The following is a 20949-nucleotide window of genomic DNA, read 5'->3' as shown; positions in this document are numbered from 1 at the left end:
CTAAAGTCGATGCGCCGGCAGCCGGTCAGCGGGGCTTCGGAGGTCGCCTCTCGTACTTTTGCCGGTCTTTTTCCGACAGTCGATGATGTGGGCACCCGGGTTCGGTATAGGTTCCCCCGGGAGCAGACTCTCAGGGCAGGGGGAAGGCAGTGGCAACGGGCACGACGGTATTCAGCAGGGTGACGGTGGTCGCGCCACGCACCCGGATCGACGTGGCTTTGCCGGCTGACGTCGCGGTGGCGGACCTGCTGCCCATGCTGTTGGAGATGGCGAAGGAGGCGACGCCGGACGGCGGCGCCCGCCACGGCGGCTGGGCACTGGCGAAGCTGGGCGACGCGCCGCTCGACCCGAGCCGGACCCTCGCGTCCCTCGGTGTCGTCGATGGCGAACTGCTGCAGTTGCGCAAGCGCAACGAGAACCCGCCGCCCCCGCTGTACGACGATGTAGTCGACGCGATCGCCGAGTCGTCACCGGACAGCTTCCGTCCGTGGACCAAGGAGACGGCGCGCCGCTTCGGGCACATCGCTGGCGGCCTGGCGCTGTTCTTCGCGGCCCTCGCGCTCTTCACCAGTGGATCTTTCTACGGTGGCAACGCGCTCGCCGCCGCGATCGCGGGCGGTGTCGGCGCGATCGCGTGCGTCGCGATCGGCGCGACACTGGCCAAGGCCTACCAGGCGGAGGCGACCGGTGTGCTGATCGCCGCGACAGGCGGTCTGCCGCTGGCGTTCGTCAGCGGGTTCTACATCGTGCCGGGGCTGTCCCTGTGGGCGAACCTGCTGCTCGCGAGCACTCTCGTGATCATCGTGGCGGCGGTCTGCATCCTCGTCATCGGGCACGGGATCACCACTTTCATCGCGGCCGCGACCACGGCCACGATCTCGGCGCTGACGTTCCTGGCCGCGACGCTCATCGACACCCCGATCGCCGGTGTCGCCGCCGGCGCCACCGCGTTCTCGCTGGCCTGCATCTCGATCCTGCCCCGCGCGACGATCAAGCTCGCGGCCCTTCCGACGCCGCACGTTCCCGGCAGCGCCGAAGAACTCAAGGAAGACTCGGGCTTCCCGGACTACCGCGCCATCGAACGCCGTACCGCGGTCGCCCACGAGTACATGACCGGCCTGCTGACCGGCTGCGGCGCGGCCACGGCCCTGTTCGCGATCATCGCCTCGACGTCGCCGACGATCTTCGGCCCGATCCTCGGCGTGGTCGCCACGCTGGTCCTGCTCCTGAGGGCGCGGGCGTACGCGAACGGCGCGCAGGCCATCGCCCTGCTCACCACCGGCATGGTGTCCGGTGCGGGCATCCTGCTCGGCTGGATGTGGTCGGCGAGCCCGTTGAACCGCGTCCTGTTCGTGTTCGGCGCGCTGCTGCTGATCGGCGCCGGCGCGCTCGTGGTCGGCGTGATCTTCCCGAACCAGCGCTTCTCGCCGCCGCTGCGGCGGACGGTGGAGATCTTCGAGGCCGTCTTCATCGCGACGGTGCTCCCGCTGGCGCTCGGCGTCATGGATCTCTACACGACGCTGCGCCACCTCAACTTCAAGTGACGACCCGATCGGATGATGCTCTGATGGCCGTAGCGCGGAAGTCCAGGGGGACGCGCGTCCGCCACCTCGGCCTCGCCGGACGTACCGGAACGGTGCTGCTGGCGGCCGGTATCGGTGTTCTCTCGCCGGCGTCGGTGGCTCTTCCCGCGTGGGCGCAGCAAAGCAGCGTCGCGCCGGACGCCGGTGGCTACTACGCGACCCCGCCTCCGGTGGACAAGTCCAAGAAGCCGAACGACTCGGGCAAGCCGGACAAGACCTACGAGAAGAAGACCGAGTGCGTCCAGCGCAGCAAGCTCGGCGGCGACCAGGTCGACATCAAGAACCGGCCATGGGGCCAGGAGTACCTCCAGATCGAAAAGGTGCACCAGCTGATGCGCGGCGCCACTAAGTCGGTCGGAGGGGGCATCAAGGTCGCCGTGATCGACACCGGCGTCTCCGCGCACCCGTACTTCGGGGGCCGTGTCGAATCGGGTGGCGACTACGTCGCGAACCCCGGCGGGGGCAAGGCGCCGGGGCTCGAAGACTGTGACGGCCACGGCACCGAGGTGGCGGGGATCATCGCCGCGAACCCGCCCGACGCGAGCATCGGATTCCGAGGGGTCGCGCCGGACGCCACGATCCTGTCGATCCGTCAGTCCAGCCAGAACTACGAAGAGGCCGAGAAGAAATCCGAGCCGCCACCTGTCTCCAGCTCCGCTCCGCCGGCTTCGTCGAACAACCCGGGATCGCAGCTTCCGCCGTCCTCGCAGGGTAATGGCGCTGTCGGCGGCGCGGCGGACGGAACCGCACCGGGCCAGGACAAGGGCGGACGGCAGCAGGAGCAGGGCAAGACCGCGGGCACGCTGACAACGCTCGCGCAGGCGGTGGTCCGGGCTGTCGACCAGGGCTCCAATGTCATCAACATGTCAGTCGACAACTGCCGCTCGGCCACCGGCAGCATCACCAAGGGCGAGCAGGAGCTTCAAGCGGCGGTGAACTACGCCGTCGAGCGCAACGTGGTCGTCGTCGCGGCGGCGGGCAACGTCGGCGACAAATGCCCGCAGAACGATCAGCCGGACCCCAGGTCCCCCAAGACGATCGTCACGCCGCCTTGGTTCTCCGAAGACGTGCTGTCGGTCGCGGCGATCGACGACACCGGCGGCGTCGCGGAGTTCAGCGTCCACGGGCCGTGGGTCAGCGTCGCCGCTCCGGGCACCAAGATCATCTCGCTGGACCCGGCCGAGGGGTCCAGCAGCCTGGCCAACCTGACCATCGAGGGCGGCAAGGACCCCGGCCCCATTCAAGGGACCAGCTTCGCCGCCCCGTACGTCGCCGGTGTGGCCGCACTTGTGCGCGCGAAGTTCCCGGAGCTGACGGCCCGTGAAGTGATGACCCGGATCAAGGCGACGGCACAGCACCCCGCGGCGCCGGGCGGACGGGACAACTTCGTCGGCTTCGGCGTCATCGATCCGATCGCGGCGCTGACGGCGATCGTGCCGTCGGAGGCGGACAAGGCGAAGCCGGTCCAGCTGCCCGCGAACCTGCCGCCCGCGAACGACCGTGACCCCGCCCCGATGATCGTCGCGCTCGCCGGAACGGGCGGGGGTCTCGTGGCGCTGCTCGTCACGCTGTTCGTGGTGCACTCGGTCCGCCGCAACCGGCAGACCGCCTCACCAGGCCGCAAGACCCCGTAGGACTTGCGTTTAGCGGGCTAAGTGCGATCTGAGCCGGATTCGACTCCGAGCCGTCCAGATCACACTTAGCCCGCTAAAGTCGCTCGGCCCCTGGGGGCACCTACTTGGCGGGCTTGGGCTTCGGAGCGGGCTTCGCCGGGGTCTCGTCCTCGCCGATCACGGGCGGGACGACCTGACCGGGCTCGCCGACCACATCGGACGGCTTCGACGCGGGCCGCGTCTTCGACTGGTGAGCCGTCTGGCCTCCCCCGCCCATGCCGCCCATCCCCATCATGGGCGCCATCCCCATCGGCATCATCGCCGATCCGGCCCCGGCGACACCCTGTCCGTGAGCCGGAGCGGCCTGAACGGGCGCGACCTCCGGGATCAGTGCCTGCCCTTGTTCGATCAGAGGTTCCTGCGATCCGGTCTGCCTGCCGTCGGCCGCGGACGGCGCCGTCGACTGTTCCTCGGACGCGGCACCGGAATCCGCCTCTGCGGCGGCCTTCTCCGGCACCGGCGCACCGTGCGCCTCGGATTCGTCGTGGAGCTTGAACTCGTCCTGCGGGTACCGGTGAGCGATCTCGATGCTCCGCGAACCGGCGTCAGGATCGTCGACGCCGTCGCAAAACCGCGCGAAGCCTTCGAGGACGTTACGAGCGGCTTCGAACAGCGCTTTGGCCGACTCCTGCGCCTCTTCCAGCTGGGTTCGCGCCCGCCGGACGCCGCCGACCGGCAGCATCGCGGTCTCGGAGGTCAGTTCCGCCGTGTCGACCAGTACCTCGACGAGGTCGGTCAGGATGCGACGGATCGACAGCACCAGCTCGTCGAGCGAGCTCGCCAGCGTGGTGAGGGCGTCTTCGACATCAGAACCCGCGGCGTTGATGTCCACGATGTACGCGACGAACGCGTCAGCGTCCTTGCCTGACCACCCGGCGTCGAGGCGCCCGAGGTCCTCGGACAGCTCTTTCGACACGTTGCCCGCGGTCTTCGCCGCTTTCCGGAGCAGGTCCGCCTCGACCTTCAAGTCCTCCCAGCGCCCAGCCAGCGGGGTCAGATAGGTCTCGACCGGATCGATCAGCCCCAGATGGCCGGACAGCTCCGAAACGAAGGCGAGATGCGGTGCCGCGGCCTCGACCAGCTCCTCACCGCCCGAGCCTGTCGCGTTTAGCGGGCTAACCGTGATCGGGGGCGCCGCGGGAGCAGTGGGGCGTGCGGCCGCCATCGGGTGCGGGATGGAATCCGTCGGGTTCTCCGACTCGGCGATCATGCGGTTCAGAGCTCCACGGCGCGCTTGATCATCTGCGCGGCCTCGTCGTCGTGCCCGGCATGCCGCGCGGTCACCGTGTGCAGGGCCTCCGACGCCGACCTCAACGCGGCCGCGCCTTCCACAAGCTGACGCCGGATGGCCTCGGCCGCGCGCCCGTAGGACGCGCCAAGGCCTAGTTCCTCCCCCAGCGTGCCGTAGGACTCGACGGTGACACCCTCTCCCGTCACCTCCGCGGCCGCCAGATCGAGCTCTCCGGCGGCCGCGTCCACCCGCTTCGCATAGTCACCGACGGCACTGCCGTCGATCTTCAGGCCGGCCACTGCACCCTCCACTCACCCGATACCGCTCGGGCGTTGAGACGCTCGCGCCGTCCGAGGGGTTCCCGTGATCAGTTACCCGCCGGAGCCTGCTGCGACTGCGTGACGACCGAACCGGCCCTGTCGTCGATCGGCACCGTGTCGAACGTCCGGAGCACGTCCTGCGTGTTCAGCGAAGCCCCGGTGGGCAGGATCCTGACGATGGACTCGGGCGCGGGTACCCGCTTGTTGAGCCCGATCGAATCCGCCGTGACGGCGTCGGGGACGCCGTAGCGGATCCCGCGATCGGAGATCAGCTGAATCGGTCCCTTGTCGAAGGTTTCCTTGCCGGTCGCCGACTGGACGACGGCCGCGAAGCCGGGCTCCATGTAGAAGCTGTTGATCGGCGCGCCGACCGGACCGGGGGTGCCGATCTTGACGCCCGGGGCGGATCCGTCGGCGTTCCTGCCCTTCGGCAGCTTGTCGTCGACGAACACCGCCGTGTGCCCGTCCCGGCCGGCGCCTTCGCCCGTGATGGACCAGCTCAGGCAGGAGACCCGGGAACCCTGGGTCGCGTTGAGCACCGTCGGCACGGTCTGGGGGTAGGCATCGAGCTCGACGACCTGGGAGACACGTGTGAGGTTGCGGATCTTGCCCAGCGGCACGGACATGACCGAGGTGCTGCCGTCGTTCTTCCCGGTCTGCACGATGTCCGCGACGGCCGGGGAAATGGCCTGGATGCCTTCCCTCGTGATGAGGTAGAAGTCCTTGCGCCCTTCGGCCTGCTCCGTCGAGAAGACGTCGCCGACCTTCATGCCTTCGATCTCGTAGTTGGGGCTCTCGCCCTTGCCCGGAACGTCCGGGAGCTTCAGCTCCGGCACCTCGGGAATCGCGTCCAGCAGGCCCTGGGAGATACCGCGGGGCTGATCGGACAGCTTCAACGCGGAACGGACGGCGTTGGCGTCGACCTTGATCTCGGCCTTGACGGCGTTCGCGTTCCGGAGGTTGGGGTCCGGCTTCTGCCGGTAGATCAGGTACTCCCGACCGTTGGCGCCTTTGGCCAGCAAGGCTTCGTTCTGGCCGAGTTCGCGGTTCCCGAGCTGCTTCACGCCCGCGTAGACGGTCGTCTCCGTCTTCGAGAGGTCCGGCTGGGGTACCGACGGGTCGTACATGACCTCGTCGCACACGCCCCAGTCCGGGGAGGCGCGCTGGGTGTCCGTCGGCATCAGCTGCGGGCCGTTGGGAATGCCCATGAGCTGGCCCCGGGGAATGTTCTTCAGCTGTTCATCCGAAACGACTGTGGGGTTCTTCACTTCGGATGCCTGCGCGGGCCCGGAAGGCTTGCTGCCCGACTGCTGCGCCCCTTGCTTCGATTGCGCGATGATCAGCAGCCGCGCGGAAGCGAGGTTGAAAGTCGGAATCAGTTTCTTCGGGTTTCCGGCCACGACGTACACCGTTCCGGACTGCTCGCCGATGACGATGTTGCCCGCCTCCGGCACGGAGGGCTTCGGGCTCAGCAGGCCCCAGATGACGAAGACCAGGACGCCCAGCGCGGCCAGCACGACACCCACGATGGTGGCCCGTGTGTGCGTGCGCATCGGATCGTGGAGCATGACGGCGTCGCGACGGACCAGCGCGGATTGCATCCGTCGCAGAACGAACTGATAAGCCTGAACTTGAGACTTAGTAGTCGGTGTTGATGGCATTCTCGACCTACAGTCCTCCCCGTCGCGGTACGGTTCCGCAGGATAGCCGTACGGGGACCGTCTGGTGTGGGGTTTCTACCAACTCCAGCTAGTGTCAAGTTCCTCGGGACCGGCTTTCCGGGTACGCAGCAAGCACGAGGGGAAGAGAAAGCGCGGATGTCCGTCACCACTCCTCCACGTCCGCCCGGCCCTCCGGGGCCGCAACCTCCTGGTCGTCCGCCGGGGCCGCCGCCAAGGCCCGGCAGACCGGGTGGTCCGGGCGGCCCGGCCGGAGGCCCGGGAGGTCCCGGTGTTCCTCGCGGTCCCGGGGGCCCGGGCGGCCCTGGAGGGCCTGGCGGACCGCAGGGTCCTGGCGGCCCCGGTGGTCCCGGAGGCCCCAAGGGCCCCGGCGGACCTGGTGGTCCGGGAGGACCAGGCGGCCCGGGCGGTCCCCCGCCCGGCGGCCCCGGCCCGCAGTCCGGCCCTCCGCCCGCTCCGGCGGCACGGATCGCCGCGCCCGCGCGGCGCCGGACCGGCGGGATCAACCTCGGCCCGCTGCCCGTGGCGAATCTGGTCGTGCTCGAACTCGGGCTCGCGATCGGCCTCGTCCTGCTGGCCATCGACATGAAGCTGAAGTACGTCGCGATCGGCGTACTCGGGTTAGCGATCATCATCGCGTTCCTGCGCTGGGGCGGCCGCTGGTTCACCCAATGGGCTGGACTCACCATGCGGTACATGCTCCGTTCGCACGATCGTGTGGCGAATCCGCTTCCGCCGAGCAGCATCGAGTCGCTCGCCGCCGAAGAGGACGCCGTCACCGGCCCCGACGACGCCCGCGTGAACCTGCTTCGCCTCGCCGTTCCCGATCTCGTCGTCGCGCACGGTGTGGACCACGAACGCCAGCAGGTCGGCATCGCATGGAACGACGGGACGTGGACCGCTGTCCTGCTCGTCGAACCCGCGCCCGCGCTGATCACCCAGGCGGGTGGCGCGCCGAGCCTGCCGCTGTCCGCGCTCGCGCCGTGCCTCGAAGACCGCGGTGTGGTCCTCGACTCGATCCAGATGATCTGGCACTGCTACCCGGGCAGTGCCGCGCTTCCGTCGGACTCGCCGGCCCTCAGCTCCTACATGGAGGTGCTCGGCCCGCTTCCCGCGGCCGCGCGGCGGACGACTTGGGTCGCCATCCGGCTCGACCCGCGCCGGTGCCCGGCCGCCATCCGCGAACGTGGCGGCGGAGTCGTCGGTGCGCATCGCGCGCTGATCGGCGCGCTCTCGCGGGTGCGCAACGCCCTGGAATCGCAGGGTGTGCCGACCCGGCCGCTCGATCCGGACGAGCTGTTGCGGTCCAGTATTTCGGCCGCGGAGCTGACCGCCGTCGCCGGTTCGCAGGGGAAGGTCGGTCTGCAGGAACGCTGGACCGGCGTCACCGCGGCGGGCATCGGGCACGCGAGCTACGCGATCACCAGCTGGCCGAAGGGCAAGATCAGCGGCAGCCTGAACGCGCTGACCAGTGTTCGCGCGCTGTCGGCGACGGTGGCTATGTCGATTTCGCCGTCCGCGGACGAAGGCAAGATCGGACTGCGGGGAATCGTTCGACTGAGCGCGCGGAACCCGCGTGAACTGGACGCGGCCGACCAGCGGCTGCAGGGCATCTCGGATCGGCTGGGTGTGACGCTGACGCCGCTGCGCGGCCTGCAGATCTCCGGGTTCTCCGCGACTTTGCCGATCGGAGGCACGGCATGAGCACCCGCATGCGCGACGCCGGCCAGAGCGCCGGTGTCGCCCCGGAGTTCACCGTCGACCCGGCGATGCTCGACGCGATCAGCCCGTCCGGTGACCGAGGCGGGATCGTCCTCGGCTCAGGACTCAAGGGTGAGCCGCTGACGATCTCCGCGCTGCGCTCGACGCCCACCCGGATCGTGCTGGTCGGTGGTCTCTATCTGGCCCGCCAGGTGGCGCTGCGGGCGATGGCGGTCGGGGCGTGGGTCGTCGTGGCGACCGGGCGTCCGGCCGCGTGGCAGGTGCTCCCGCAGGCCGCGGGAAATCAGCCCAACGGCAGGCCTTCGCCGCTGGTGCAGATCCGGCGGCTGTCGCCGGTGGACCTCCCGCGCCCGTCCGAGGACGCGCCGCTGCTGGTGGTGACCGACGGTGGCCCGACACCGCAGGACCTGTTCCCGCCGCGGTCGCCGTGGCAGACGACGGTCTACGTGCTGCCGTACCTGCACCCGCAGGCCGGGGCGACCGCGAACGCGGCCGACCTGGTGCTGATGCAGCGGCTCCCGCCGGGGCAGGCCGAGCTGGCCGCGCGGATCTGGCGGCTCCCGCCGCAGATGATGAAGCAGCTCACGACGTTGAAGGACGACCAGGTCGTCGCTTTGGGCCGGAACCTCTGGCGTCCTCTTCGCCTGGTCACCACGGCGAAAGAGCAGCAGATCCTGGGCCCTGTACGCCGCGGCGACTAACCCGCCCGCGTCGACTTTAGCGGGCTAAGTGTGCTCTGCGGGGACACTGTCCATATCGGACAGTGCCCCCGTTTTGCGTCCTGCCCGCGTCACGCTTAGGCCGCTAAACGCGACGCGGGGCGTGGGGTTTAGCAGTCAAGGGGTAATCCCGCCGACTGTGGATAAGCCGGGGGTTGTGGATAAACCACCCTCGAATAGGCAGTGACGGCCAGGGGGTGTCGGTCTTGTCGGTCACCGTGTCGATATGACCAAACCCTTCGATTCATCTCATCTCCCCGATGTCTTCCGCGGATCAGAGGCGCGCAAGGCGGGCCTCATCACGGCCAGCCAACTGCGTGGCTCGAGTGTCCGGAGGCTGTTCCAAGACGTCTACACGCGCGCTGACGTCGAGGTCACGCACGAGCTGCGTTGCCGAGGCGCCGCACTGCTGGCGCCTCCGGAAGCAGTGCTGACCGGGCGATCGGCCGCGACCGTTCACGGCGTCGAGCTGGCCAAGCCCAACGATCCGGTCGAGATGGTCGTACCGGAGAAGAATCGCTTCGGGCCGATTGTCGGCATCAAGGTTCGGCGTACCGAAGTCAAACCTGAAGAATCGAGGCCATGGAACGGCATTCGCATCGCGCGGAAAAGCCGAATCGCACTGGATCTTCTGCTCCGGCTTTCTCCCCGCAAATCCGGGTGGGTACGACGGCTCCGCATCGGCGTCCCGGATCTGGACCAGTACATGAGAGCCGAGAACCTGACCGATCTGCGCCTCAACGGGGAGTTCTACGGGCGCCGCAATCGGGGAATCCGCTTGGCCAGGCATGCTTTACGCCTGTCCGATCCTCGCGCGGAGTCGCCTCCGGAATCGGAACTCCGTATCGTGCTGGCCGCCGGCGGCATCACAGCGACACCTCAGCTCAAGGTCGTTGCACGGACCGGTCATTTCCTCGCTCGTCTCGACCTCGGGGACGAGAAGTACCGAGTCGCCATCGAGTACGACGGCCGATGGCACAACACGCCGAAGCAACGAGCCCACGACCGAAAACGCCGAAGACGAGTGGAGGCCGAGGGCTGGCGTTTCGTCATCGTCACCGCGGAAGACCTGGCGAACGACTTCAAGGGCATCGTCGAGGCCGTCTGGCAGGCCCGCCGCCGCGCGTTTAGCCCGCTAACCGCGCCGCGGCCGGATCAGGAGGGAGTGCGCATGGCGCGCGTTTGATCGGCACGGGCGGCGAGTTCGGCGTCCGGCGGGTAGTCGACGGCCATCAACGTCAGGCCGTGTGCGGGTGCGACTGCGCTATCGCGCGTCCGGCTCTCCAGGACATCACCGGGCCAATCGGCCGGACGACGGCCGTCACCGACCAAGAGCAGCGCACCCACCAGGCTGCGCACCATCGAGTGGCAGAACGCGTCGGCAGAGACTGCGACCTCGACCGCGTACGGTCCGATCCGCCGCCAAACAAGGCGCTGCAGCTCGCGAATGGTCGTCCCGCCTTCGCGCTGTTTGCAGAAGGCCGCGAAATCCTGGAGCCCCAAGAGAGCCGCCGAAGCCTCATTCATCGCGTCGACCGAGAGCGGACGGCCCCAGGCCAGAGTGTCGTGACGTCTCAACGGATCCACGCCCCATGGCGCGTCCGAAACGCGGTAAAGGTAGTGACGCCGCACGGCCGAGAACCGCGCGTCGAACCCGGGTGCCGCCACCCGGGCATCCAGCACCCGCACGTCACCCGGCAGGTACCGATTCCAGCGGTGGCGCATCCGTCCCAGGTCAGGAATGCCCCGCTCGTCCAGCTCCAGGCGACCGGATCGCGTTTTGCCCGCTAAAGGCGACACGTCGACGTGGACCACCTGGCCGGACGCGTGCACACCGGCATCGGTGCGGCCGGCGACCACGACGGACTTCGGGACCGAGGCCCCTGGAGGTTGTTTCGCGAGCGCCTCTTCGAGGACTCCCTGGACCGTGCGCCGTCCGGGCTGCCGCGCCCAACCGGAGAACTCGGTGCCGTCGTAGGAAACATCCAGACGCAGACGAACGAGCCCGCCCTCCGCAGTGGGAGTGGCGGGCTCGTCCGGGGTGTTCGGTGCCGTCAGGACGTCAGTCCTTCTTGCTGTCCGCGTCCGCGGCGGGGGCCTCAGCGGCCTCGTCGGCGGCGGGAGCCTCGGTGACCTCCGGAGCCTCGGTGGCGGCCGTGTCGGCAACCTCAGGGGCCTCGGTGGTCTCCTCGGCGGCCGGGGCGGCAGCCTTCGGCTCGTCCTTGGCGAACTTCGTCTTGCGCGCGGCCTCGGCCTCGGCGGTGACGGTCTTCTCGGCCACCAGCTCGATCACGGCCATGGGGGCGTTGTCGCCCTTGCGCGCCATCGTCTTGGTGATCCGGGTGTAGCCACCCGGGCGCTCCGCGAAGAACGGGCCGATTTCGGCGATCAGCTTGTGCACGACGTCCTTGTCGCGCACGACGCGCTGAATCTGACGACGGTTGTGCAGGTCGCCCCGCTTCGCCTTCGTGATCAGCTTCTCGGCCAGCGGGCGCACCCGCCGGGCCTTCGCCTCGGTCGTCGTGATCTTGCCGTGCTCGAACAGCTGGGTGGCCAGGTTGGCCAGGATCAGCCGTTCGTGCGCGGGCGACCCGCCGAGACGGGGTCCCTTTGTGGGGGTGGGCATCGGTTCTCCTCGTTCAGCTCACAGCTGGAGGCCGGGGCTCCCCCACCCCTACCGGTGAGGGAGCCGTGGCTGGCCTTACAGCTGCTCCGTCTCTGCGTAGTCCTGGCCATCGTCGTGGCCGTTGTCCGAAATTCCGTCCGTGATGCTGTCGACGCCCTCGGACCAGCCTTCACCGTCGTAGCTGGCCGCGGCCGCGGTCGGGTCGAACCCGGGCGGGCTGTCCTTCAGCGCGAGGCCGAGACCGACGAGCTTGAGCTTGACCTCGTCGATCGACTTCGCACCGAAGTTGCGGATGTCCAGCAGGTCGGCCTCGCTGCGCGAGACCAGTTCGCCGACGGTGTGGATGCCCTCGCGCTTGAGGCAGTTGTACGACCGGACGGTGAGGTCCAGGTCCTCGATCGGCATCGCGTAGGCGGCGATGGTGTCCGCCTCCTGCGGCGACGGGCCGATCTCGATGCCTTCGGCGTCGACGTTCAGCTCGCGCGCGAGACCGAACAGCTCCACCAGCGTCTTACCGGCCGACGCGACAGCGTCCCGCGGCGTGATCGACGGCTTCGTCTCCACGTCCAGGATCAGCTTGTCGAAGTCGGTGCGCTGCTCGACACGAGTCGCCTCGACCTTGTAGGTCACCTTCAGCACCGGGGAGTAGATGGAGTCGACCGGGATCCGGCCGATCTCCGCGCCCGCCTGCTTGTTCTGCAGGGCCGGAACGTAACCGCGGCCGCGCTCGACGACGAGCTCGATCTCGAGCTTGCCCTTGCCGTTCAGCGACGCGATGTGCAGATCCGGGTTGTGCACGGTGACACCGGCCGGGGGCACGATGTCGGCGGCGGTGACCTCACCGGGGCCCTGCTTGCGCAGGTACATGGTGACCGGCTCGTCCTCTTCCGAGGAGACCACGAGCTCCTTGAGGTTCAGGATGATGTCGGTGACGTCTTCCTTCACCCCGGGAACGGTGGTGAACTCGTGCAGCACGCCGTCGATGCGGATGCTCGTCACGGCCGCGCCCGGAATGGACGACAGCAGCGTGCGCCGCAGCGAGTTGCCGAGCGTGTAGCCGAAGCCGGGCTCCAGCGGTTCGATGGTGAACCGGGAGCGGGTCTCGTTGACCGTCTCTTCGCCGAGAGCCGGTCGCTGGGAAATCAGCATCTTTCCTAATTCCTTTCCAAACGGCGCCCGCCATATGACACCGAAAGGGATGGCGAAGCGGCGGCGCACTCCGGGCGCCGCCGCCCGTGCCCACATCGGGCCGGGGAAACCCCGGCCCGATGATGGATCACTTCGAGTACAGCTCGACGATCAGCTGTTCCTGGACCGGAACATCGATCTGAGCGCGCTCCGGGAGCTGGTGGACCAGCACACGGAGGTTGGACGGAACGACCTGGAGCCACGCGGGAACGGGACGCTCGCCGAAGGACTCCTTGGCCGCGACGAAGGGCAGCATCGCGAACGACTTCGGCCGCACGTCGATGATGTCCCACTTCGTGACCTGGTAGGACGGGACGTTGACCTTGACGCCGTTGACCAGGAAGTGGCCATGGCTCACCAGCTGACGCGCCTGACGGCGGGTGCGGGCGATGCCGGCGCGGTAGATCACGTTGTCCAGACGGGACTCGAGGATCTGCAGCAGGTTCTCACCGGTCTTACCCGGACGCCGGACGGCTTCCTTGTAGTACCGGACGAACTGACGCTCGAGAACGCCGTAGGTGTAGCGAGCCTTCTGCTTCTCCTGCGACTGCAGGAGGTACTCGGACTCCTTGATGCGCCCGCGGCCGTGCTGGCCCGGCGGGTAGGGGCGACGCTCGAAAGCCTGGTCGCCGCCGATGAGGTCAACCTTGAGGCGACGCGAAATACGCGTCGCGGGGCCGGTGTAACGAGCCATTTCTTCTTACTCCTCCCCGTTCCTCAGACCCGGCGCCGCTTGGGCGGGCGGCAGCCGTTGTGAGGCTGCGGGGTCACGTCCTGGATGGTGCCGACCTCGAGGCCGGCCGCCTGCAGCGAGCGGATCGCCGTCTCGCGACCCGAACCCGGGCCCTTCACGAAGACGTCGACCTTCTTCATGCCGTGCTCGGCAGCCTTGCGGGCGGCGTTCTCGGCGGCCATCTGCGCGGCGAACGGGGTGGACTTACGCGAGCCCTTGAAGCCCACGTGACCACTCGACGCCCACGCGATCACGGCACCGGTCGGGTCCGTGATCGAGACGATGGTGTTGTTGAAGGTGCTCTTGATGTGCGCGTGACCGTGCGCGACATTCTTCTTTTCCTTACGGCGGACCTTCTTGGCCCCCGCCGCAGTACGAGACTTCGGTGGCATGTTCTGAGGGTTCTCCTGTTAGCGCGCGTTCTCTTGGTGAGCGGCGACCGCTTCGGCCTGGCCGCGCCGGATGATCGAACCGGCGTCGGTGTACAGGTTGCGGAGCGCCATCGGGCGGGCGTAGAGCGCCTTGGGCGAGACACAAGCCGAGCCGCGGCGATGAACGCCGCCCATCCGCACGACCTTCTTGCCCTGGACGCTCACTTCTTGCCAGCCTTCTTCTTGCCGGCGACCGTCTTCTTCGGACCCTTACGGGTGCGGGCGTTCGTCTTGGTGCGCTGACCACGGACGGGAAGTCCGCGACGCCAGCGAAGGCCCTCGTAGCACCCGATCTCGATCTTCCGACGGATGTCGGCGTTCACCTCACGGCGAAGGTCACCCTCGACCTTGAAGTTCTCCTCGATGTAGACCCGCAGCTTGGCGAGGTCGTCATCGCTCAGATCCTTGACGCGAGTGTCCGCGTTGAGCTCGGCAGCCGCGATGAGCTGCTTCGAGCGGGTACGGCCGATGCCGTAGATGTAGGTCAGCGCGATCTCCAACCGCTTTTCGCGGGGGAGGTCTACGCCAGCGAGTCGTGCCATTGGCGTTGATGCTCCTTCATAGAATTCATCTCCAGGTCTGCTCCCCGTCCGGTCCCGGGACCGACTCGCCTGTCGTGCCCTCGGCTTGCGCTTCGGGTGTCCCGGCCCCGGCCTGAAGTCCGGGGGTGAACCGGGCCGTTCGCACGGCCCGGCAGGTGCGGGGAGATTGTGTAGCCGTCAATCCACTCTGTACGAGTGCGAGTGATCAGCCCTGCCGCTGCTTGTGCCGCAGGTTCTCGCAGATCACCATGATCCGGCCGTGACGGCGGATCACCTTGCACTTGTCGCAGATCTTCTTGACGCTCGGCTGGACCTTCACGTCTCCTGCTCTCCTGCTTGTGCTAACTCGTCGTGATCACTTGTAGCGGTAGACGATGCGACCACGTGACAAGTCGTAGGGCGAGAGCTCCACGACAACCCTGTCCTCGGGCAGGATGCGGATGTAGTGCTGCCGCATCTTGCCACTGATGTGTGCAAGGACCTTGTGGCCGTTCTCCAACTCGACGCGGAACATCGCGTTGGGGAGCGGCTCGACTACGCGGCCTTCGACCTCGATGGCCCCGTCTTTCTTGCCCATGTCCTCCGCATTTCCTGTCGCTACACTGTGTGATCAGTCAAAGCTTGAGTGCTTGGCTGGGTGGTGCTTCGGCACACTCCTGCCCGGCTCCAATGTCCGTTCGCGAGAATTCACGAGCGCGCAGGATCCGGGCGCGATGAGTACACCGACTTGACAGTGTACGCAACCCGTGTCGTGAGCCCCAAACGGGGGGTGACTGTGTTAGGTGACCCCTGGACCCGCCGGACGTAAGCCCCACCATCATACGCCCGCGCCCACCTGCGTTTAGCGGCCTAACCGCGATCCGGCAGACCCGTGACCTGGCACGCTCGACGGGCGTGGTGCACCCGATAGAGGCAGCGGCCGGACGCCTCGACGGCGGGTCCGGGCGCTGCGCCGGCCAGCGGGCGGACTTGCGTTTAGCGGCCTAACCGCGCTCCGGGGCACATTCGCCTTTAGCGGGCTAAACGCGATCCGGGGGGCCGAAGGCCGAGGTCAGGCGTCTTCGGGGGCGGTCAGCACCCACGGGCCGTCGTCGGTGATGGCGACGGTGTGCTCCCAGTGCGCGGCCCGCGAGCCGTCCGCGGTCACGACGGTCCACCCGTCCTCGAGCTCGACGGTCTCCCCGCCGCCACCGGTCAGCATGGGCTCGATCGCGAGCGCCATGCCGGTCTTGAGCCGCGGTCCCTTGCCCGGTTTGCCCAGGTTCGGCAGGAACGGGTCCATGTGCATCTGGCGCCCGATGCCGTGACCGCCGTACTCGACGATCATCCCGTACTCGATGCCGTCTTCCCGGCCGGCTTTCTCGGCCGCGGTCTGCACAGCGTGCGAGATGTCCGTGAGCCGCCCACCGGACGACACTGCGGCGATCCCCGCCCACATCGCCGCCTCGGTGGCGGCCGAGAGCGCGAGATCCGCCTTCGACACCTCGCCGATCGCGAGAGTGACCGCGGAGTCGCCGTGCCAGCCGTCGAGGATGGCGCCGCAGTCCACGGAGATGATGTCGCCGTCGTTCAGGACCTGCGTCTTCGACGGGATGCCATGGACGATCTGCTCGTTCACCGAAGCGCAGATCGACGCCGGGAAGCCGTGGTACCCCTTGAACGAGGGCACCGCGCCGGCGTCGCGGATCGTCTGCTCGGCGAGTTCGTCGAGATCGGCCGTGGTCGCTCCAGGCTTGGCGATCTCGCGCACCGCGGTGAGGGTGCGCCAGACGACCAGACCGGCGGCCCTCATCGCCTGGAGCTCGCCAGGAGTCTTGAGTTCGATCATGCGCCCACGACGAAGCCGTTGCAGTACACGCAGTCCTCCGAGGTTCACGTGCGGTCGCGCAGCGCTTCCAGCACGCGGGCGGAGATCTCGTCGACCGAGCCGACGCCGTCGACCGTAACCAGGATGTCCGCGTAGTACTCGAGCAGCGGAGCCGTCTCGGACACGTAGATCTGCTGACGACGACGGATGACCTCTTCGGTGTCGTCCGAGCGGCCGCGGGACAGCAGCCGCTCGACGACGACGTCTTCCGAGACCTGGAGCTGGATGACCGCGTTGAGCTTGGTGTCGACCTCGCCGAGGATCTCACCGAGGACATCGGCCTGCTTCGTGTTCCGGGGGAACCCGTCGAGCAGGAAACCGACCTTGGCGTCGGGTTCGGCGAGGCGCTCGCGCACCATCTCGTTCGTGACCGAGTCGGGCACGAGTTCACCGGAATCCAGGTAGCGCTTGGCTTCCTGTCCCAGCGGCGTCTGCTCACCCACGTGCGCGCGGAACAGATCGCCGGTCGAGATGTGCGGGATCCGGAGCTTCTCCGACAGTGCTACCGCCTGAGTACCTTTGCCCGCGCCAGGAGGGCCAACGAGAACCAGGCGCGTCACTTCAAGAACCCTTCGTAGTTACGTTGCATCAGCTGGCTTTCGATCTGCTTCACGGTGTCGAGACCGACACCGACCATGATCAGCACAGCCGTGCCACCGAACGGGAAGTTCTGGTTGTTCCCGCTGCCGGTGACGGACAGGAAGAAGTTCGGAAGGATCGCGATGATGCCCAGGTACAGCGAGCCCGGCAGGGTGATGCGGCCGAGGACGTAGCTGAGGTACTCCGCGGTGGGACGGCCCGGGCGGATACCCGGGATGAAGCCACCGAACTTCTTCATTTCTTCCGCACGCTCGTCCACATTGAACGTGATCGTGATGTAGAAGTACGTGAAGAAGATGATCAACGCGAAGTACAGCAGGACGTGCGCCCAGCTGGACTGGTTGACGATGTAGTTCTGGATGAAGACCTGCCAGCCCGCGTTGCTGTTGGCGTCGCCGACGAGGCGGCTGATCAGGTCCGGCAGGTAGAGCAGCGACGAGGCGAAGATGACCGGGATGACACCGGCCTGGTTCACCTTGATCGGCAGGTAGGTCGAGGTCCCGCCGTACATGCGGCGGCCGATCATGCGCTTGGCGTACTGCACCGGGATCCGGCGCTGGCCCTGCTCGACGAAGATGACGCTGGCGATGATCACCAGGCCGAACACGCAGATCAGGGCGAAGACGACGCCACCCGCGCTGCTGAGGATGTTGCCACCCTCGATCGGGATCCGGGCCGCGATGTTCAGGAAGATGAGGACGGACATGCCGTTGCCGACGCCGCGCTCGGTGATCAGCTCACCCAGCCACATCATGACGGCCGTACCGGCGGTCATCGTGATGACGATGATGGCCAGCGTGTAGACGCTGTTGTCCGGGATGATCGCGGTGTCGCACTGCGGGAAGAGCTGCTTGCGGTCGGCAAGCGCCACCACACCGGTGGCCTGCAGGACCGCGAGGGCGATCGTCAGGTACCGGGTGTACTGGGTCAGCTTGCCCTGGCCGGCCTGGCCTTCCTTCTTCAGTTCCTCGAACCGCGGGATGACCACGGTGAGGAGCTGGACGATGATGCTCGCCGTGATGTACGGCATGATGCCGGTCGAGAACAGCGACAGCTGCAGCAGTGCACCGCCACTGAACAGGTTCAGCAGCTGATAGACGCCCTCCTGCGACCCGGTCTCCGTGCATTGCTGCACGGCGGAATACGAGATGCCCGGGGCCGGAATGGTGGCACCGATTCGGTAGACCGCGACGATGGCTAGCGTGAACAGGATCTTCTTACGTAGATCCGGCGTCGCTAGAGCCGAGCGGAAGGCGCTGAGCACGCGGGGAACCTCCTCGGCGTCGTCGGCTGTCTGACCGACGATCGGCTTGGCCGGCCTGGGCCGGCGGGAACACACAGTTTCTGGCACAAGCCAGGAACGCTTCGGGGCACACTCGTCCCGAAGCGTGCCGCCGACTCTAACAGCTTCACAGGGCGTGTCCGCAGTGCGTGTGGGTTTTCCGGACGAAGGTTGGTCCGCGGGGTCGATCGACTTGTGCTTCTCGCTCCGGAACCTTGACAGATAGCCCTACCGTTTCTCATTTTCCTGGCCCCCACCGGATCGCACTTAGCCTGCTAAACGCACTGTGATCAGGGAGCGTGTTCAGGAGCTCGAAGCGGCGAGGGCGCCCGCCATGCCGAGGAGCACGACGCCGGTGCCGCGGTCGACGTTGCGAGTCGCCCGGCGGGACAGCCGGAACGACTTCACGAGCGCGCCCGCACCGATGTAGGTCGCGCCCGCGACGAACTCGGCGAGCAGGTAGACGGTGCCGAGAATCGCGATCCGGGCGGAAAAGGAGCCATGAGCTGCGTCGATGAACTGGGGCACGAACGCGGTGAAGATGAGGATCGCCTTCGGATTCGTGATCGCGACGACGAATTCCTTCCTCGCGATCCGCGGCGCCGGTACGGATTCAGTGCTTCGCGGGGCCTGGACATGCGCGGTTCGCCCGGTACGGAACGTCGACCACAGCAGACGCCCGCCGAGCCAGACCAGATAGGCGACGCCCGCCCATTTGATCACCGTGAGTGCAAGCTCGGAAGCCGCGAGGAGCTGTCCGAGCCCCGCGGCGACTGCCGCGATCAATACCGTGAATGCGGCCAATCGGCCTAACAGACCGGCGAGCCCTTTCCAGACTCCCTGTGTCATGCCGTGATGCAGGCCGAGCAGATTGTTCGCCCCTGGCGTAAAAGCCACGAGCACCGCCGCTCCGAAAAAGACCACCGCCCAAGTCATCGGCCACCTCCTCCCCCACCGTATCGGCGACCGCGAGCGCGTTTAGCGGGCTAATCGCGCTCTTTCGCGCCGGGAACCGGCGGAGGCGCGAAGGCCGAATAGTCGGGTGTCTGCGGCTGCGGCTCCGGTGGGAGGACCGTGATGGAGATGCCGTCCTTCGGTGTGGGCATGTCCGCGAGCCCCGGATCACCGCTCACCGGGAACTCGTTCTCCTGGACGCGGTGGCTCATGACAGCCGCGCCCGCAGCGGCGACCGTCGCGGCGAAGAGGGCCCACATACCCGCTCCCAAGCTCTGGCTCACCTCGATGCCCTCTCCCATCTGCCGTCCGTATCCCAGCGTGGCGACACTGATGACGACTCCGGCCAGGAAGACCGCCGCGATGGTGGTGAGCCATCTGTCCAAAGCGCCCGGACGTTGGAGCCCGGCTACGCGCGCGCTGACGACGGTGGCCGCCAGGAGGATTGTCGCGGCGATCAGGAGCGGGATACCGACAGGCGACGTCGAGGTGGTGAAGGTGGGTTGGCCGACCTGATTCACCGTCATGTCCCACGCGCCTTGCACGAACACGAGCACGACCTGCTCGCTGGAATCGAAGCCGAGCCGATGCTCGGTGTTGACGAGTGGGAAGAAGCAACCCATGAGGGTCAGCACCAGGGCCAGAGCGGACAGTCCCGCTGCGACGAGCCTGCGAGGCTCAAGCCGGCCGGACCGCTTTGGTTCGTCCGTGGGATCCATGGGACCTGAAACCGATACGACCATCGGTGGGGCGTCCGGCTGCTGTTGAAAGGGCTGCGGATCCTGCCCAGGAGGTATGGCCACCTGACAATCCTTCCAGCTCAGGACCCCTGCCGCCACGCTCGCGGTTCCGGTGGCCGACGTGCGTTTAGCGGGCTAACCGCGATCCGGGCGGCGGGCACCTGGGCGACCAGCGGAGCGCGTTTAGCCCGCTAAACGCGGGTCGGGGCTGAAAAGGCTGTCCGCGGCCGGGATCGCGATTAGGGGGCTAAACGCAAGTCGACGGGAGCGCCGGGCGAAAGGGGCCAGATCGCGGTTAGGCCGCTAAACGCAGGTCGGCGGCGGAGTGAGCGCAAGCGAAAGGCCCGCCGGGCGGAGCCGGGCGGGCCTTTCGGTGAAGCTGAGGCTCCCGCAGCGAAGCGGAGGGAGCCGGGTGAAGCGGGAGCGAGCTCAGAGCGTGGTGGCGGAGCCACCGGCGGCGGCGAGCTTCTCCTTGGCGGAGCCGGAGAAAGCGTCGGCGGTGACGTCCAGCTTGACGCCGTTCACGTCGCCGTTGCCGAGCACCTTCACGAGCTTGCCCTTGCGGACCAGACCGTTCGCGACGAGCTCCTCGGCGCCGACCTTGCCACCGTCCGGGAAGACGCGGGCGATGTCGCCCACGTTCACCGGCTGGTACTCGGTGCGGAACCGGTTCTTGAAGCCACGCAGCTTCGGCAGCCGCATGTGGATGGGCATCTGCCCACCCTCGAAACCGGCGGGCACGTTCTTCCGGGCCTTGGTGCCCTTGGTACCGCGACCGGCGGTCTTGCCCTTCGAGCCCTCACCACGGCCGACGCGGATCTTGTCGCGCTTCGCGCCCGGAGCCGGACGAAGGTGGTGGATCTTGATGGCAGTCATGCCTTGACCTCCTCGACCTCCACCAGGTGGCGGACGGTGTGGATAAGGCCGCGCACCTCGGGAGTGTCATCACGCACGACGCTCTGGCGGATCTTGCGCAGCCCGAGGGTGCGCAGCGACTCGCGGTGAGCGTGCTTCGTGCCGATCTTGCTCTTGACCTGGGTCACCTTGAGCTGAGTCATG

24 protein-coding genes are annotated in these 20949 nt (G+C 67.6%); 5 read left to right on the top strand and 19 right to left on the bottom strand.

Going from position 1 to position 20949, the window contains the following annotated elements; translation table 11 throughout:
- Positions 1-179 precede the first annotated feature (179 nt).
- Positions 180-1544 carry a type VII secretion integral membrane protein EccD gene (gene eccD, locus H074_RS15965; RefSeq protein WP_083920423.1) on the top strand — a complete coding sequence of 455 codons (1365 nt, stop codon included), beginning with the start codon at positions 180-182 and terminating at the stop codon, positions 1542-1544.
- 23 nt (positions 1545-1567) lie between these two features.
- Positions 1568-3217, top strand: coding sequence for a type VII secretion-associated serine protease mycosin (locus tag H074_RS15960; protein WP_007031064.1), 1650 nt, complete (start codon positions 1568-1570; stop codon positions 3215-3217).
- A gap of 100 nt (positions 3218-3317) precedes the next feature.
- On the opposite strand, the gene H074_RS15955 is transcribed toward H074_RS15960, so the two are convergent.
- The 3 genes from H074_RS15955 to eccB form a co-directional block, all read right to left on the bottom strand.
- A complete protein-coding gene (locus H074_RS15955) occupies positions 3318-4466 on the bottom strand; it encodes a WXG100 family type VII secretion target (protein WP_007031063.1) in 1149 nt (382 codons plus the stop codon).
- Positions 4467-4471: 5 nt separating this feature from the next.
- Positions 4472-4786, bottom strand: coding sequence for a hypothetical protein (locus tag H074_RS15950; RefSeq protein WP_007031062.1), 315 nt, complete (start codon positions 4784-4786; stop codon positions 4472-4474).
- 68 nt (positions 4787-4854) lie between these two features.
- Positions 4855-6468 (bottom strand): type VII secretion protein EccB, encoded by a 1614-nt coding sequence (eccB, locus tag H074_RS15945; RefSeq protein ID WP_083920422.1) that lies wholly within the window; start codon positions 6466-6468, stop codon positions 4855-4857.
- 540 nt (positions 6469-7008) lie between these two features.
- Here eccB and eccE point away from each other — a divergent pair.
- From eccE to H074_RS15925, 3 genes are all read left to right on the top strand, one after another.
- Positions 7009-8190, top strand: a complete 1182-nt coding sequence (gene eccE / locus H074_RS15935) for a type VII secretion protein EccE (RefSeq protein ID WP_007031059.1) — start codon at positions 7009-7011, stop codon at positions 8188-8190.
- Positions 8187-8909 (top strand): hypothetical protein, encoded by a 723-nt coding sequence (locus H074_RS15930; protein ID WP_007031058.1) that lies wholly within the window; start codon positions 8187-8189, stop codon positions 8907-8909. Before eccE ends, H074_RS15930 begins: the two co-directional genes overlap by 4 nt.
- Before the next feature lie 244 nt (positions 8910-9153).
- The gene (locus tag H074_RS15925; protein ID WP_007031057.1) at positions 9154-10113 is read left to right on the top strand and encodes an endonuclease domain-containing protein; all 960 of its coding nucleotides are present in this window, start codon (positions 9154-9156) and stop codon (positions 10111-10113) included.
- On the opposite strand, the gene truA is transcribed toward H074_RS15925, so the two are convergent.
- The 16 genes from truA to rpmD all read right to left on the bottom strand — a co-directional run bounded on the left by truA (position 10083) and on the right by rpmD (position 20948).
- Complete coding sequence (gene truA / locus H074_RS15920; protein ID WP_083920424.1) at positions 10083-10916, bottom strand: tRNA pseudouridine(38-40) synthase TruA; 834 nt, start codon at positions 10914-10916, stop codon at positions 10083-10085. The two genes, H074_RS15925 and truA, sit on opposite strands and share 31 nt — an antisense overlap.
- Before the next feature lie 73 nt (positions 10917-10989).
- Complete coding sequence (gene rplQ / locus H074_RS15915; RefSeq protein ID WP_007031055.1) at positions 10990-11553, bottom strand: 50S ribosomal protein L17; 564 nt, start codon at positions 11551-11553, stop codon at positions 10990-10992.
- A 75-nt stretch (positions 11554-11628) separates the two neighbouring features.
- A complete protein-coding gene (locus H074_RS15910; protein WP_005166811.1) occupies positions 11629-12702 on the bottom strand; it encodes a DNA-directed RNA polymerase subunit alpha in 1074 nt (357 codons plus the stop codon).
- A 127-nt stretch (positions 12703-12829) separates the two neighbouring features.
- Positions 12830-13435, bottom strand: coding sequence for a 30S ribosomal protein S4 (gene rpsD / locus H074_RS15905; RefSeq protein ID WP_007031054.1), 606 nt, complete (start codon positions 13433-13435; stop codon positions 12830-12832).
- 23 nt (positions 13436-13458) lie between these two features.
- Positions 13459-13866, bottom strand: a complete 408-nt coding sequence (gene rpsK, locus H074_RS15900) for a 30S ribosomal protein S11 (protein WP_004558885.1) — start codon at positions 13864-13866, stop codon at positions 13459-13461.
- Between the two features lie 18 nt (positions 13867-13884).
- Positions 13885-14070 (bottom strand): hypothetical protein, encoded by a 186-nt coding sequence (locus tag H074_RS15895; RefSeq protein WP_005166807.1) that lies wholly within the window; start codon positions 14068-14070, stop codon positions 13885-13887.
- Positions 14067-14447 (bottom strand): 30S ribosomal protein S13, encoded by a 381-nt coding sequence (gene rpsM / locus H074_RS15890; protein ID WP_005166805.1) that lies wholly within the window; start codon positions 14445-14447, stop codon positions 14067-14069. Before rpsM ends, H074_RS15895 begins: the two co-directional genes overlap by 4 nt.
- A gap of 205 nt (positions 14448-14652) precedes the next feature.
- Positions 14653-14766, bottom strand: coding sequence for a 50S ribosomal protein L36 (gene rpmJ, locus H074_RS15885; protein WP_004558882.1), 114 nt, complete (start codon positions 14764-14766; stop codon positions 14653-14655).
- 36 nt (positions 14767-14802) lie between these two features.
- Entirely contained in the window at positions 14803-15024 is a 222-nt protein-coding gene (gene infA / locus H074_RS15880; protein ID WP_005166804.1) for a translation initiation factor IF-1, read from the bottom strand.
- Between the two features lie 474 nt (positions 15025-15498).
- Positions 15499-16275 carry a type I methionyl aminopeptidase gene (gene map / locus H074_RS15875; RefSeq protein WP_039922464.1) on the bottom strand — a complete coding sequence of 259 codons (777 nt, stop codon included), beginning with the start codon at positions 16273-16275 and terminating at the stop codon, positions 15499-15501.
- 44 nt (positions 16276-16319) lie between these two features.
- Positions 16320-16874, bottom strand: coding sequence for an adenylate kinase (locus H074_RS15870; RefSeq protein ID WP_007031052.1), 555 nt, complete (start codon positions 16872-16874; stop codon positions 16320-16322).
- On the bottom strand, positions 16871-18178 hold the full coding sequence (gene secY, locus H074_RS15865; RefSeq protein ID WP_007031051.1) for a preprotein translocase subunit SecY: 1308 nt from the start codon (positions 18176-18178) through the stop codon (positions 16871-16873). Before secY ends, H074_RS15870 begins: the two co-directional genes overlap by 4 nt.
- Positions 18179-18499: 321 nt before the next feature.
- Positions 18500-19132 (bottom strand): LysE family translocator, encoded by a 633-nt coding sequence (locus H074_RS15860; RefSeq protein WP_007031050.1) that lies wholly within the window; start codon positions 19130-19132, stop codon positions 18500-18502.
- Between the two features lie 50 nt (positions 19133-19182).
- The gene (locus tag H074_RS15855) at positions 19183-19989 is read right to left on the bottom strand and encodes a hypothetical protein (RefSeq protein ID WP_235096774.1); all 807 of its coding nucleotides are present in this window, start codon (positions 19987-19989) and stop codon (positions 19183-19185) included.
- Positions 19990-20319: 330 nt separating this feature from the next.
- Positions 20320-20766, bottom strand: a complete 447-nt coding sequence (rplO, locus tag H074_RS15850) for a 50S ribosomal protein L15 (RefSeq protein WP_007031048.1) — start codon at positions 20764-20766, stop codon at positions 20320-20322.
- On the bottom strand, positions 20763-20948 hold the full coding sequence (rpmD, locus tag H074_RS15845) for a 50S ribosomal protein L30 (protein WP_007031047.1): 186 nt from the start codon (positions 20946-20948) through the stop codon (positions 20763-20765). The genes rplO and rpmD overlap by 4 nt, the downstream gene beginning before the upstream one ends.
- Between the last annotated feature and the right edge of the window lies 1 nt (position 20949).

Source organism: Amycolatopsis decaplanina DSM 44594 (assembly GCF_000342005.1).
Lineage (GTDB): Bacteria > Actinomycetota > Actinomycetes > Mycobacteriales > Pseudonocardiaceae > Amycolatopsis > Amycolatopsis decaplanina.
This window is presented reverse-complemented; position numbering and strand designations above follow the sequence as displayed.